The following is a 13,774-nucleotide window of genomic DNA, read 5'->3' on the forward strand; positions in this document are numbered from 1 at the left end:
CCCGGGGCCGAGGTCTCTCTGTCACCCCAGGAAATATTTCCACGGAGGTGTAAAGCCTGGTCATGGGGAGGCCGCTTAACAAGAAATGGTACAGTGTATCAGGAATTGTTAAGTTATTTGAACCAGGTGATTCCCTTTGGGGAGTTAAAGCTTTACAAAATAGGTGAAATAGCCAAACTGGCGGGGGTGAGCAGACGGACCATAGACTATTACACCAATCTGGGCCTGTTAAAACCCGTACGGTCGGAAACAAATTACCGGTATTATTCTCAAGAAACCCTTTACAGGTTAAAGGTTATTGAAGATATGAAAAGGCAAAGGTTTACCCTCGAGGAAATAAAGGAGCAAATGGACCTCCTGGACGACCGGTTATTCGCAATGGGCAGGGAAAGGGAGGGCGGAATGCCCGGGGCCGGTTTTCTTAAGGTTCAGCTGAAGGAACTGGAAAACCAGCTTGACCAGTTGCATTCCATGGTGGCCAATCCGGATATCTCCGGTCAGGGCGCTTTGACATTAAGGCAGGTGCTGATCCGGAACCTGGCGCTTATCCAGGCGTTACTCCTTTATGTCAACGAAATAATGCCCCTCTTGTGAATAAATACGGAACCATCTTTTGGATTAAATGGGGGAGGTAGAATTTGGAATGAACACTCTGAAGGTCTGGGTGTTAATGGGCGCCCTGTCCATTCTGCTGGTATTGCTGGGCAACGCCATCGGCGGCCAGGCCGGGGCGATGGTATTCCTGTTCCTGGCGCTGGCGATGAACTTCTTCGGATATTTTTACAGCGATAGGATAGCCATTGGCATGACCGGATCATACCCGGTTTCCGAGGCCGAGGCACCCGAGCTTTACGCCATGGTCAGGAGGCTTTCCCAGCGGGCGGGTATTCCCATGCCCCGGCTCTTTGTCACTCCTTCGGAACAGCCCAATGCCTTTGCTACCGGGCGCAATCCCGCCCATTCGGCGGTGGCCGTGACGGAAGGGATTATGCGGCTGTTGAACAGGTCCGAGGTAGAGGGTGTGCTGGCCCACGAAATTGCCCATATCAAAAACAGGGATGTGCTGGTGGGTACCATTGCCGCCGTTCTGGCCGGCGCCATCACCATGATGGCCAACGCCTTCCAGTGGGCGGCCATATTCGGGATGGGCAACAGCGACGATGAAGAAGAAGGCGGCAGTATGGCGGGCGGTTTTCTCATGGCCATTCTGGCCCCCGTAGCGGCCATGATTATTCAGATGGCCATTTCCCGCTCCAGGGAATATCTGGCCGACGCCACCGGCGCCCGCATCGCCGGTACGCCCGACGGTCTGGCCAACGCCCTGGAAAAGCTGGAGTGGGCGGCCCGGCAAATCCCCATGAATGTTAACCCGGCCACTTCCCACCTGTTTATTGTCAACCCCCTTTCCGGCACTTCTCTGGTAAAACTGTTCAGTACCCACCCGCCCATTCAGGACAGGGTGGCCAGGCTCCGGAAAATGAAAGTTTAACGGGTTATTACCCGGGTTGATTTACCGGGCAGTGATGGTCAGCCTGCCCGGTCCATTTTTTATGTCCCTCATTAGGTTCAGTTTCCCCGGGTGGAGTTGACAATGTTCGACCGCTTCCAGCAAAACGTCGTCGAGCTGGTCAAAAACGGAGATATCGACTACGGTATGGCATTTGAATCTGGCATTCCGAATCCTCGTTAAACTGACGGGTACGGGTATGTTACCTGCAATTCTATCCCTGCCGCCCGTTCACCTCTTCCGCCAGCTCCAGGATCCTGTTCAGTACCTTCTGTCTTCTGGCCTCGATGTCTTCAAAGTTCATGTAGGGGATATAATAGGTTTCCATTTCGTCGTGGGTTTTCTTGGCCCGGTGGATGAAGTCGGTGGCTTCCTCCATGCAGCGCCGGTACATTTCCCGGGCGGTATCCCTTTCGGCCAGCAGCAGTTGTTCGGCCACCGGCTTCACACAGGTCATGGTGTCAATGACCACGTCACCGTTCTGGGGTTTATAATAGTGGGGCTCCACGGAGTTGACCACGGCCATGTCCAGGGCGGGAAAGACCAGGTGTTCAATGCGGGACGGGTCCAGGGCGCAGTGGTAGGCCTCCACGTCAAAGCCGCGCATTAAAGCGGCGTCCATGATCCGGCGTACCAGGGTGGTTTTGCCGGTGCCGTCGTCGCCGTTGATAATATAGCGTTTCTTCAGATGACCCACAATGGTGTCCAGGTAACTGACCGCACCGTCGGGAGTATTGCCGGTGGCAAAGAGGTGCCGGGCTTTGGGGTTGTCGGTCTGGCGTGGTTTGCCGATGAAAATGTCATGGGTCAGTTCCAGGGAAAGGCGGTCAAAGGCGCCCACGTTAAATGCCCCGGTATCCCGGTAATAGCTGCGCACTTCTTCCAGGAACAAATGTGCTGCCGCCAGGTAGCGGTAGGCCCGTTTGAACAGCCGGCCCACCTCCTGGTTTAAAGCCATGATTTCCTTCTTGTGTGCCCGCAGGCCTTCCTCGTTCCAGTGATCCCCCAGGTGAATGATTTCATCCACTGCCCCCGGGTTTTTGGGATCCACCATGTGGGGGGCGGTGCCGTCCAGCAATGCCACCCGGATGGCCCGGATGACCACGCCATCCAGGGAACCGTTATCCGAGGAGCAGCAGTGAAATTCCACGTCGTAGCCCCGTTCCAGCATTTCCTCGCCGATCTTGCGCATGAAGGTGGATTTGCCTACACCCGGGCCGCCTTTGATGACGAAAATGCGGGTGGCGTCCGGTTCAATGATGTAGTCGTAAAAGGAATAAAAGCCCTGACAGGTATTGTTGCCCGGAAAAACCTTTTTCAACCTGCCCTTTGTGCCCACTGACCGCAACCTCCTTTTCCGGAAAGGCTGGCAGAAGGAAGACGCCAGTGCGGCGAACCCTTTACCAGGCGCCCTCCCCCCAATCCTTGCTGTGCCGGCCCCGGTTTGCTCACTAGTGATTATATCGGGCCGCGTCCCTGAATATGACAACATATTGCCGGAATGGTGCTGTTTGGACAAAATTCGTCAGGTATAAAGGCCTCCCGGCCATGATGGCGTGGATTATTTCGCCGGTTTCAACCAGGGCTTAAAGGGAGGGATAAAAGGTGACCCGGGGTTTGCGGGTGAGGGCGGATGTGCCGGAACGGGTATTCAAAAAAGCAGGGAGCGGGGAAAACCCGCTCCCTGCTTTTGGCATTCATTTTTTAGATGTCGAAGTAGAGGTAGAACTCATAGGGGTGGGGTCTGGTGCGCACTTCGTCGATTTCCTTTTCCCTCTTATAATCGATCCATGTTTCAATGACGTCCGGGGTAAAAACGTCGCCCTTGAGCAGGAAGGCGTGGTCCTTTTCCAGGGCATTGATGGATTCTTCCAGCGAACCGGGGACCTGCGGGATTTCCCGGGCTTCTTCCGGTGGCAGTTCATAAATATCCTTATCCAGCGGCTGGCCGGGGTCAATGCGATTCTCAATGCCGTCCAGGCCGGCCATGAGCATGGCGGCAAAGGCCAGGTAGGCGTTGCAGGAGGGGTCCGGCGGCCGGAATTCAATGCGCTTGGACTTGGGGCTGGGCGAGTACATGGGGATCCGGATGGCAGCCGAACGGTTGCGCTGGGAATAAACCAGGTTGACCGGTGCCTCATAGCCGGGAACCAGCCGTTTATAGGAATTGGTGGTGGGCGCACAGAAGGCCATTAATGCCGGCGCATGTCTTAAAAGCCCGCCGATAAAATACAGGGCCGTCTGGGAAAGCAGGGCGTAGCCCTTGGGATCATAGAACAAATTTACGCCGTCTTTCCACAGGCTGATATGGGTATGCATGCCGCTGCCGTTGTCGCCAAAGAGGGGCTTGGGCATGAAGGTGGCCACCTTGTTATGCTTCCGGCAGACGTTTTTAACGATGTACTTGTACATCATCAACTTGTCGCCCATATTGACCAGGGAGTCGAATTTCATGTCTATTTCCGCCTGCCCGCCGGTGGCCACTTCGTGGTGATGGACCTCCACTTTAATACCTGCTTTTTTCATGGTTAACACGATTTCGCTGCGCAGGTCCTGCAGGGAATCGTGGGGGGGAACGGGGAAATAGCCCTCTTTGTAACGGGGTTTGTAGCCAAGGTTGGGGTTTTCCTCCCGCCCGGTGTTCCAGGCCCCTTCATTGGAATCGATAAAATAATATCCATAATGCTGGTTCTGGGCAAACCTCACGTCGTCCAGAATGAAAAATTCCGCTTCCGGCCCATAGTAACTGGTGTCGGCAATACCGCTTTTCTTTAAATAATCCTCCGCCTTTTTGGCCACATAGCGGGGGTCCCTGGTGTAAGGTTTTTTGGTCATCGGATCAAAAATGTCACAAATCATTGAAAGAGTGGGTACCTGGCAAACGGGGTCCAGGACCGCTGTGTTGGGGTCGGGGATTAAAATCATGTCGCTCTCGTTAATTTTCTGGAACCCCCTGATGGAAGAGCCGTCAAAGCCGACGCCTTCCACGAAAATGCTGTCCATCAGGTCATCCATTTCCGTGAGTTCTTCGGCAGGCATGGAAAAGTGTTGCCACAGGCCCGGCAGGTCGTTAAATTTTAAATCGATTATTTCAATATTGTTCTCTTTGATAAATTGCAGTACCTCATCAGGCTTCACAAAAACTCCTCCTTGAATGTGGGAATGGAGGGAACGATAGTTCCCAAGGGCAACTCCTTTGCAAAGGAAAAACAAAAAAGACGCTTTTACCGCCAGGTCTTCCTCGACCTGTGAAAAGACGCCTTTGTCGATGGGTATATGTAGCTTTAGCAATAATATGGGAAAACCGGGAAAATGATAGAAATCTGACTGACCCGCGGGGTTGCCCGGCGGTACCCTCCCCTTTGACGGCCTCCTCTTCCGGGCAGGGAGCGATCCCCTTCACTGTTTATTTTTTATCACAGAGGATTATGTTCTGTCAATAATAAATTAGCCTGCTCCCGGGGGTTACCCTTTTTATGTATACCCGTGTTATAATGAAAGTCAATGACGAGAAACGGGGTGTGGTCTTGCATGTTCAGGACCCGCATAATCATAGCCCACAGCGATAAAGATTTTACCCGCCGGTTAAAGGAGATTTTACGCCATGCCGGTTATATGGTGGTGGGGGATGCCGGGGATGGACGGGTTTTATTGCAAATGGTTTTTCAAACCACACCGGATCTGGTGATCATGGAAGACCAGCTGCCCGGTGGGGAGGGGATCAGCGTACCCGGAATTATCGAGGAGCACCGGGTGGCGCCGGTGGTTCTGACTACCGGTGCGCTGCATTACAATCCAGCGGAACTGGTCCGTGTTCCCGGGGTGTACGGTATACTGCCCGGACCGCTTCTGGAGGAAATGGTGGTTCCCACCATCGAAATGGCCCTGGCCCTCTTCGAGCGGGTTATGCGCCTGGAGAAGGAGATCGGTGCATTGCGCCGTACCCTGGAGGAACGTAAACTGGTGGAGCGGGCCAAGGGATTGCTTATGGAAAAAAAAGGTTTGGGAGAGAGGGAGGCGTACAAATACCTGCAAAAGTTGAGTATGGATCGCTGCCTGTCCATGGCACGGGTAGCCCGGGAGCTGATCGGCCGTCTGGAAAAGAAGAACCGCGACCCTCTGTCATAAATTCCTTCCGGCTCCGGGGGTTCGCCTGTTTCCAGGAAACTGGTTCTTGTTTTTAAAAACCGGGAATGTATGTATACAGTATTTCCTGTGAATAAATCCTTGATTTTTGTCGCTCTCCTGCTATAATTAACCTTGTACAGTTAGGTGCAGGGCAACGGCGTCCTGATTCAGATCCACGCCTGGTGGATCTGAGTTGGGGCGTTTTATTTTTTGACGAGGGAGGGATTGACCATGCCCACCCTGACCGGGGAAGACGTGCTCCATAAGGCGCGGGAATATAATGTTAAATTCATCCGTCTGCAGTTTACCGACATCTTTGGCGTATTCAAAAATATAGCCATTACCGTGGAGGAACTGCCCAGGGCACTGGAGGGCCGGGTTATGTTCGACGGTTCTGTGATTGAGGGGTTTGTCCGGAACCGGGAATCGGACATTTACCTTTTACCCGACCCGTCCACCTTTGTCATTTTTCCCTGGCGACCCCGGGAGGGAGCGGTGGCCCGTCTCATTTGCGATATCCTTGCTCCCCAGGGTGAACCCTACGGCGCCTGTTCCCGGGCCGTCTTAAAACGAGCGCTGGCCCGGGCCGGCCGGATGGGCCTGGAATTCCGGGTGGGTGCCCAGGTGGAATTTTTCCTTTTTCATACCGATGCCCAGGGCAAGCCCACTGTGGTTACCCACGACCGGGCCGGTTTCTGCGATTTAACGCCGGTGGACCTGGGTGAAAACGCCCGCCGGGATATGGTACTCACCCTGGAAGAGATGGGTTTCAATGTTTCTTCATCCCATCATGAGATTGCGCCGGGGCAGCACGAGATCTTTTTAAAAGAAGACGATGCCCTGGCTGTGGCCGATACCATGGCTACCTTTAAATTTGTGGTGCGTACCATTGCCCAGCGCCACGGCCTGCACGCCTCTTTCATGCCCCGGCCGCTGGCCGGTTGCAATGGTTCCGGTATGCACCTGCACCAGTTTTTATGGCGGGACGGGCAAAACGCCTTTTACGACCCGGCCGGGGAACACGGCTTGAGCGAGCTGGCGTACCGGTATATCGCCGGGTTGATTGCCCACGCCGGCGGTTTGACGGCCATCGCCAATCCCCTGGTAAACAGCTACAAAAGGCTTCTACCCACCGACCTGGCGCCGGTGCTGGCGGCCTGGTCGGAGGAAAACCGCAGCACCATGATCCGGGTGCCGGCCCAGCGGGAAGGGGGTACCCGGGTGGTTTTACGCAGTCCCGATCCCACCGCCAACCCTTACCTGGTTCTGGCGGTCTCCCTGGCGGCGGGACTGGACGGCATCGGGCGGGGTTTAATGCCGCCCGCCCCGCTGGCCGAAAATCACGCCCCGGTAAAAGAACTGATTCGCCGGATGGGGCTTCCCCGCAACCTGTTCGAGGCACTGCAGGCCCTGGCTAAAGACCCCGTCATCAGGGAGGTGCTGGGACCCCAGATTACCGGCCGTTTCCTGGAGGCCAAGGAGGATGAATGGGAACGCTACCAGTCCCAGGTGCACCAGTGGGAACTGGATGAGTACCTGACATACTTTTAGTCCGGTCCGGTGGGTCCAGGGCTAAAAGCCCGGGCACATGCGTTGAATAGCCAGTGTGTCAGAGAACCGTCCCCTGACACACTGCTGACACACTGACACATGACACATAAGGAGGTGGTGCCTGCCGAAGGTATATATCCATTGATTCCCCTTTGCGCTGTTCCCGAGCAACCACCGGAGAAAAGGGCGCCGGCCGGTCCAGATAGAAAGAAAAAGGGCACCGGTGAAAAGGCGCCCGGAGAAAGCCGGCCGTCAGGCAAACCAGGGCCGGCTCCCAAAGACCACATTATTGATTTTACCTTATTTTTCAGGAGGATGGAACCATGAGTTTTAGCAAGGGTATTAATGCCAGCGCGGCCACCATGACCCGGCTGCGCACCGGCGAGAGCCAGTGTCCTTTCAGCGGTATGTGTGTCACCTGCCTGGACGGCTGCCCCGGATTGTGCGAAGTGGGCAAGTCGGCCGTGCGGGGCAAGGAAGTGCTTTATCCCCAGCCCTTCGGCAAGACCACTTCCGCTTCCCAGAAGGATTATCCCGTGGACTACTCCCATTTCAACATCCTGGGTACCGCCGTGGGCGCCCACGGAATCGAAGCGGATCCCGATAAGGCCATTTTCCCGGCGGTGAATCTGGAAACCGCCGTGGGTGCCGGCGGCGACCTGAAACTGCGCCTGCCCATTGTGGTGGCCGCCATGGGTTCCACCAACGTGGCCGCCAACAACTGGGACCACCTGGCCGCCGGGGCGGCCATTTCCGGCGTGGGCATTGCCATTGGGGAAAATGTCTGCGCCATGGACCCGGATGTGGAAATTAAAGGCGGCCGGGTGGTGCATTCGCCCAACCTGGCCCGGCGGGTAAAAGACTTTCAGGACTGGTACAACGGCAGTGGCTTTATTGCCGTGCAGGCCAATGTGGAGGATACCACCCTGGGGGTGCAGGAATACGCCGTTGAAAAGCTGGGCGTGGAGGCCGTGGAACTCAAGTGGGGCCAGGGAGCCAAAGATATCGGCGGCGAAGTGAAATTAAACACCCTGGAGCGGGCCTTGCAGTTAAAGAGCCGCGGCTATATCGTCCTGCCCGATCCCACCGATCCCAGGGTGCAGGAGGCCTACCGCGCCGGTGCTTTCAGCGAATTCGAACGCCACTCCCGCATCGGCATGGTGGAATACGAATCCTTTATGGCCCGGGTGGAAGAGCTGCGCAGAGCGGGGGCCAAATATGTATTCCTGAAGACCGGAGCCTATCGCCCCGTCGACCTGGCCCGGGCGGTGAAATATGCCTCCGACGCCAGACTGGACCTTCTGACCGTGGACGGGGCCGGCGGCGGTACGGGCATGAGCCCCTGGCGGATGATGAACGAGTGGGGCGTACCCACCGTATACCTGCAGGCGCTGCTGGTGAAATACCTGGATAAGCTGGCGGCCAAAGGTGCCTATGTCCCGCCTGTGGTCATGGCCGGCGGCTTCGCCCTGGAAGATCATATGTTCAAGGGTCTGGCCATCGGCGCTCCCTATGTAAAGGCCATCGGCATGGCCCGCTCCGCCCTGTCGGCGGCCATGGTGGGCAAGACCGTTGGCGAAGCGGTGAAATCCGGCAAGGTGCCTGCTGAATACAAAAAATACGGTGAAAACCTGGAGCAAATCTTCATTGCGGCCAGTGAATTAAAAGAAAAGCTGGGTGCCGAAGCCTTTGCCCGCCTGCCCGTGGGGGCCATCGGCGTCTACACCTACTTCGAACGGCTGGCCCAGGGTCTGCGGCAGTTTATGTGCGGTGCCCGCAAGTTTGCCCTCTCCTATATCACCCGGGACGATGTGGCCGCCCTCACCAGGGAAGCGGCGGAAATCACCGGCATCAGGTATATTATGGACGTGGATGCCGAAGAGGTGGAACAGATTCTGGGTTAAAAACAAAAAAATCCTGTTGCCATGGGCAGCAGCAACAGTTATAATAAATACATCTCAGGTGGATATCCTATGGGTACAATGGTGTGCCCGTTTTAATGACAGGCAATGATGCCCTCGGCAGGCCTTTTACGGCCCCAAGAGGGCATTTTCTCTTCCCGGGAAGGGTGATAGATAGCTTCCAGGCAATCCGCAACGGCCGGCGGATTTTGTGAGGAACAATACAGGAGGAAATCTCCATGGCGGAACAGAGAATTGTGCTGGTCGACAGCGATGCCACCTGGAGAAAAACCATAAAAGGCATGCTCACCAAACTTGGTTACTGGGTGGTGGGAGAAGGGGCCGATGGGCTTTCCGCTCTGAAATTAATCCGCAGCCGGCAGCCGGACCTGTTAATTATCGATGCCGGCGTGCCGGGGATGGATGGGCTGGAAGTGGCGCGCATTCTCCATGAAGATAAACTGGCCCCGGTGATCGTACTGGTCAGCGCCATGAGCCCCGGTCTTCTGGATAAGGCCCGGGAGGCCCGGGTAGCCTCCCTGTTAACCAAACCGGTGGATGAAACTACCCTGTGGTCCGCTGTGGAACTGGCCCTGGCCAATTATCAGGAGATTGTCAAGCTGGAAAAACAGGTGGAGGAATTAAAGGAAACCCTGGAAACCCGCAAACTGGTGGAACGGGCCAAGGGGATTCTGATGGAAACCATGGGACTTTCCGAAGCCGAGGCTTTCCGGCGTATGCAGAAACAGAGCATGAACAAGCGCATTTCCATGCGCCAGGTGGCCGAGGCGGTGATTCTGGCCCACAACTTAAAAGTGTAAGTGCGGTATGATGATGTACCGGTTTGGGCAATGGCGCCCCTGCAGGAGAAAGATGAAGAATCTTCTTCCAGGGCGCCTTTTTAGTTTTAATCAGTGGAAGGTGGTTGCTTTATGGATGCGGCAGTAAAAAACGAAGTGATAAGCAGAGCCAGGGAACTGGGGGCAAAGTTCATCCGCCTGCAGTTTACCGATATCCTGGGCGTGCTCAAAAACATGGCCATCACCGTGGAACAGCTGGAAAAGGCCCTGGATGGAGAGTTGATGTTCGACGGTTCCTCCATTCACGGTTTCACCCGCATTGAGGAATCGGATATGTACCTGCGCCCCGATCCCAAAACCTTTGCCGTTTTCCCGTGGCGTCCCCGGGATGGGGCCGTGGCCCGGCTGATGTGTGATATTTACAATCCCGACGGGACCCCTTATGCGGGCTGTCCCCGCAACACCTTGAAAAGGGTGCTGGCCGAAGCGGCGGAAATGGGCTTTACCATGAATGTGGGGCCGGAGCTGGAATTTTTCCTCTTTCATGTGGATGCCGAAGGGCGTCCCACCCTGCGCACCCACGACAAGGCCGGTTATTTCGACCTCAGTCCCGTGGATCTGGGGGAAAATGCCCGGCGGGCCATGGTGCTCACCCTGGAGGAAATGGGCTTTGAAATTGAAGCTTCCCACCACGAGGTGGCTCCCGGACAGCACGAGATCGACTTCAAATATGCCGATGCCCTGGATTGTGCCGATAAAATCGTGACCTTCAAGTTTGTGGTGCGGACCATCGCCCAGCGGCACGGCCTGCATGCCACGTTCATGCCCAAGCCGGTTTTCGGCATCAACGGCAGCGGTATGCACACCAACCAGTCCCTGTTCCGGGGCAATGAGAACGCCTTTTATGATCCTTATGCTCCCGACGGGCTCAGTGATATTGCCCGGTACTATATCGGCGGCCTGATGAAACACGCCCGGGCCATAGCGGCCGTTACCAACCCCACGGTGAACTCCTACAAGCGCCTGGTACCCGGCTATGAGGCTCCCGTCTATATTGCCTGGTCGGGGCGTAACCGCAGTCCCTTGATCCGTATTCCGGCCAAGCGGGGTATGTCCACCCGTATTGAATTGCGCAACCCCGACCCGTCCTGCAACCCCTATCTGGCCCTGGCGGTGTGCCTGGCGGCCGGGCTGGACGGCATCAAAAACCGCATTGAACCGCCGGCGCCCTGCGACCGCAACATCTATGAAATGACGGCCGCCGAGCGGGAAGAACTGGGCATCGGCAGCCTGCCCGCCAGCCTGGAGGAAGCCTTGCGGGAACTGGAAAGGGATGAGGTCATCCGGAAAGCCCTGGGCGAAGATGTCTACGCCAAGTTTGTGGAAGCGAAACAAAAGGAATGGGACAATTACCGTATCCAGGTGCATCCCTGGGAGGTAGAGGAATACCTGAGCAAGTTTTAACTGGCCAATAATTTTGGGTTACCATCCTCCATCAACCCTGTCCGGTCTTTTGACCGGCGGGGCATTTTTTTCCGGCAAAAAATTTGACAAAAACCACTTTCTTTTTGGTATTCTTATGTTATACTATGATCTAGCTTTGATTATCCGCCGGAGGTGGCGGTCTGCACAATTTTTATCAGGGTACGAGGAAGTACCAGTTACCGGGGCAATGGGGCCCACGTGCAACAGGTTGGTATAACGCCCTCCTGGCAGCGTGGCCTTTTTTACTTCAAGCGGACCCCGGGGAAAGGGAGAGGTGTTCAGGTAAGTGGCTCAGTTGACTAACGATGACGTGCGCAACCTGGCCAGGGAACTGGGGGTAAAATTTATCCGCCTGCAGTTTACGGACATCTTCGGCGTGCTCAAAAATGTTTCCATTACCGTGGAGCAACTGGATAAGGCCCTGGACGGGGAGCTGATGTTTGACGGTTCCTCCATCGAGGGTTTCGTCCGCATCGAAGAGTCGGATATGTATTTGCGGCCGGACCCCGCCACTTTTGTAGTTTTCCCCTGGCGCCCCCGGGATGGTGCCGTTGCCCGGTTGATCTGCGACATTTACAATGCCGACGGTACCCCTTTTATTGGTGATCCCCGTTATGTACTGAAACGGGTTATCGGTGAAGCAAAGGAAATGGGCTATGGCATGAACGTGGGACCCGAGGCGGAATTTTTCCTCTTTCATGTGGACAGTGACGGGCGGCCCACCACCATGACCCATGACCGGGCGGGGTACTTCGACCTTACCCCGGTGGACCTGGGAGAGGATGCCCGCCGGGATATGGTGCTGACCCTGGAACAGATGGGCTTTGAAATCGAAGCATCCCACCACGAGGTGGCCCCCGGGCAGCATGAAATTGATTTTAAATATGCCGATGCCCTGGACACGGCCGACAAGGTGGTTACCTTTAAATTCGTGGTGCGTACCATCGCCCAGCGGCACGGGTTGCATGCCACTTTTATGCCCAAGCCCATCTTCGGCATTGCCGGATCGGGTATGCACTTAAACCAATCCCTGATGAAGAACGGGGAAAACGCCTTTTTCGATCCGGGTGCACCCATGCAGTTGAGTGAAACAGCCCTTTTTTACATTGGCGGTCTGATGAAGCACGCCCGGGCCATTACCGCGGTAACCAACCCCACGGTAAACTCTTACAAGCGCCTGGTGTCCGGCTATGAAGCCCCGGTGTACATTGCCTGGTCTTCCCGGAACCGCAGCCCGCTGATCCGGGTGCCGGCCAAGCGGGGGAATTCCACCCGCATCGAGCTGCGCAGCCCCGATCCGGCCTGCAACCCCTACCTGGCCCTGGCCGTATGTTTGAAGGCCGGCCTGGACGGCATTAAAAACCGTATTGCCCCGCCGCCTCCCTGTGACCGCAATATCTACGCCATGACCGAACGGGAGCGGGAAGAACTGGGCATCGGCTGCCTGCCCCAGAATCTCAAGGAGGCCATGGATGAGCTGGTGCGGGACGAGGTTATCCGGGAAGCGCTGGGCCCCCATGTCTTCGACCGCTTTATGGAGGCCAAGCAAATTGAATGGGACCGTTACCGCACCCAGGTCCATCCCTGGGAGCTGGAAGAGTATCTCACCAAGTATTAAGATTACCGGCAGGGCATTTTTGCCTGCTTGATGATATTTCCCGGGACTGCTGCCGTGATGGCCGTCCCGGGGTGCGGAGCGGCGGGGAAAGGACCGCCTGCCGCCCGTGGTTTGACCAAAATAACCCATAAAAATAACCTGTACCGGTCCAATGACGTACCGGTGGATGTGGGCAACGGAGCCCGCGCGCAGGTCACGCCTTCAACGGGGAAAGTGATTTCTTTAAACTGGACTTTACCCTCGACAGGCCTGCCGCGGGCTTTTTTTTACTCTTTTTGACTAGCCTTGCGGGAAGGAGAGACGGAAATGCCTCGAGTTGTGGTTAAGCCGGAAGTTTGTATTGGATGTCACCTCTGTGAGATCTGGTGTGTGGTGGCCCACTCCCGCAGTAAAAACATCCTTAAGGCCTTTCTCCACGAGAGGCCGCGGCCGGTGCCCCGGGTGGTGGTGGAAGAAAACCTGCCGGCCACCCTGCCGGTGCACTGCCGGCACTGTTTTGAGCCGTCCTGCGTGGACGCCTGTATCAGCGGGGCACTTTACAGGGACCCCCTTACCGGCCGGGTGGAGCACGATGCCCGGCGCTGCGTGGGCTGCTACAGCTGCGTCATGGCCTGTCCTTACGGCGCGGTGGCCATTGATGAAGTCAACCGCAAAGTGGCCAAGTGCGATCTGTGCACGGAACTGGGGGAACCGGCCTGTGTAAAACAGTGCCCCAACGGGGCGCTGGTTTATCAGGATTCGTTAACCAGTTAACATCCACTCCCGGCCAATAAGTTAAAAACAC

At 56.1% G+C, this 13,774-nt stretch carries 11 protein-coding genes; 9 read left to right on the top strand and 2 right to left on the bottom strand.

Annotated features, from left to right (window positions below; genetic code table 11):
* Both GFC01_RS10120 and GFC01_RS10125 read left to right on the top strand, forming a co-directional pair.
* Positions 1-594: MerR family transcriptional regulator (locus GFC01_RS10120; RefSeq protein WP_243137438.1), on the top strand; the 594-nt coding region annotated here is incomplete at its 5' end.
* A gap of 49 nt (positions 595-643) precedes the next feature.
* Positions 644-1,489, top strand: a complete 846-nt coding sequence (locus GFC01_RS10125) for a zinc metalloprotease HtpX (RefSeq protein ID WP_152946856.1) — start codon at positions 644-646, stop codon at positions 1,487-1,489.
* A gap of 232 nt (positions 1,490-1,721) precedes the next feature.
* Here the strand turns inward: GFC01_RS10125 and GFC01_RS10130 are convergent, their stop codons facing one another.
* Positions 1,722-2,846 (bottom strand): PRK06851 family protein, encoded by a 1,125-nt coding sequence (locus GFC01_RS10130; protein ID WP_341473890.1) that lies wholly within the window; start codon positions 2,844-2,846, stop codon positions 1,722-1,724.
* 365 nt (positions 2,847-3,211) lie between these two features.
* The gene (gene glnA, locus GFC01_RS10135; protein WP_341473891.1) at positions 3,212-4,645 is read right to left on the bottom strand and encodes a type I glutamate--ammonia ligase; all 1,434 of its coding nucleotides are present in this window, start codon (positions 4,643-4,645) and stop codon (positions 3,212-3,214) included.
* A gap of 393 nt (positions 4,646-5,038) precedes the next feature.
* Between glnA (GFC01_RS10135) and GFC01_RS10140 the strand changes: the two genes are divergently transcribed.
* The 7 genes from GFC01_RS10140 to GFC01_RS10170 all read left to right on the top strand — a co-directional run bounded on the left by GFC01_RS10140 (position 5,039) and on the right by GFC01_RS10170 (position 13,743).
* A complete protein-coding gene (locus GFC01_RS10140; protein WP_152946858.1) occupies positions 5,039-5,635 on the top strand; it encodes an ANTAR domain-containing response regulator in 597 nt (198 codons plus the stop codon).
* Between the two features lie 231 nt (positions 5,636-5,866).
* Positions 5,867-7,186, top strand: a complete 1,320-nt coding sequence (glnA, locus tag GFC01_RS10145; protein WP_152946860.1) for a type I glutamate--ammonia ligase — start codon at positions 5,867-5,869, stop codon at positions 7,184-7,186.
* A gap of 323 nt (positions 7,187-7,509) precedes the next feature.
* Positions 7,510-9,090 carry an FMN-binding glutamate synthase family protein gene (locus GFC01_RS10150; RefSeq protein WP_152946862.1) on the top strand — a complete coding sequence of 527 codons (1,581 nt, stop codon included), beginning with the start codon at positions 7,510-7,512 and terminating at the stop codon, positions 9,088-9,090.
* 236 nt (positions 9,091-9,326) lie between these two features.
* Positions 9,327-9,908, top strand: coding sequence for an ANTAR domain-containing response regulator (locus GFC01_RS10155; RefSeq protein WP_152946864.1), 582 nt, complete (start codon positions 9,327-9,329; stop codon positions 9,906-9,908).
* A 111-nt stretch (positions 9,909-10,019) separates the two neighbouring features.
* Positions 10,020-11,351, top strand: a complete 1,332-nt coding sequence (gene glnA, locus GFC01_RS10160) for a type I glutamate--ammonia ligase (RefSeq protein WP_152946867.1) — start codon at positions 10,020-10,022, stop codon at positions 11,349-11,351.
* 307 nt (positions 11,352-11,658) lie between these two features.
* Complete coding sequence (gene glnA, locus GFC01_RS10165; RefSeq protein WP_341473892.1) at positions 11,659-12,990, top strand: type I glutamate--ammonia ligase; 1,332 nt, start codon at positions 11,659-11,661, stop codon at positions 12,988-12,990.
* 306 nt (positions 12,991-13,296) lie between these two features.
* Positions 13,297-13,743 (top strand): 4Fe-4S dicluster domain-containing protein, encoded by a 447-nt coding sequence (locus tag GFC01_RS10170; protein WP_152946869.1) that lies wholly within the window; start codon positions 13,297-13,299, stop codon positions 13,741-13,743.
* Positions 13,744-13,774: the final 31 nt, after the last annotated feature.

The organism is Desulfofundulus thermobenzoicus (genome assembly GCF_009428905.1).
Taxonomy (GTDB): Bacteria; Bacillota; Desulfotomaculia; order Desulfotomaculales; family Desulfovirgulaceae; genus Desulfofundulus_A; species Desulfofundulus_A thermobenzoicus.

What these genes read in the sequence shown, in the direction of transcription:
- GFC01_RS10125 (WP_152946856.1), top strand. Translation starts at nt 644, where the DNA reads ATGAACACTCTGAAGGTCTGGGTGTTAATGGGCGCCCTGTCCATTCTG.
- GFC01_RS10140 (WP_152946858.1), top strand. Translation starts at nt 5,039, where the DNA reads ATGTTCAGGACCCGCATAATCATAGCCCACAGCGATAAAGATTTTACC.
- glnA (WP_152946860.1), top strand. Translation starts at nt 5,867, where the DNA reads ATGCCCACCCTGACCGGGGAAGACGTGCTCCATAAGGCGCGGGAATAT.
- GFC01_RS10150 (WP_152946862.1), top strand. Translation starts at nt 7,510, where the DNA reads ATGAGTTTTAGCAAGGGTATTAATGCCAGCGCGGCCACCATGACCCGG.
- GFC01_RS10155 (WP_152946864.1), top strand. Translation starts at nt 9,327, where the DNA reads ATGGCGGAACAGAGAATTGTGCTGGTCGACAGCGATGCCACCTGGAGA.
- glnA (WP_152946867.1), top strand. Translation starts at nt 10,020, where the DNA reads ATGGATGCGGCAGTAAAAAACGAAGTGATAAGCAGAGCCAGGGAACTG.
- GFC01_RS10170 (WP_152946869.1), top strand. Translation starts at nt 13,297, where the DNA reads ATGCCTCGAGTTGTGGTTAAGCCGGAAGTTTGTATTGGATGTCACCTC.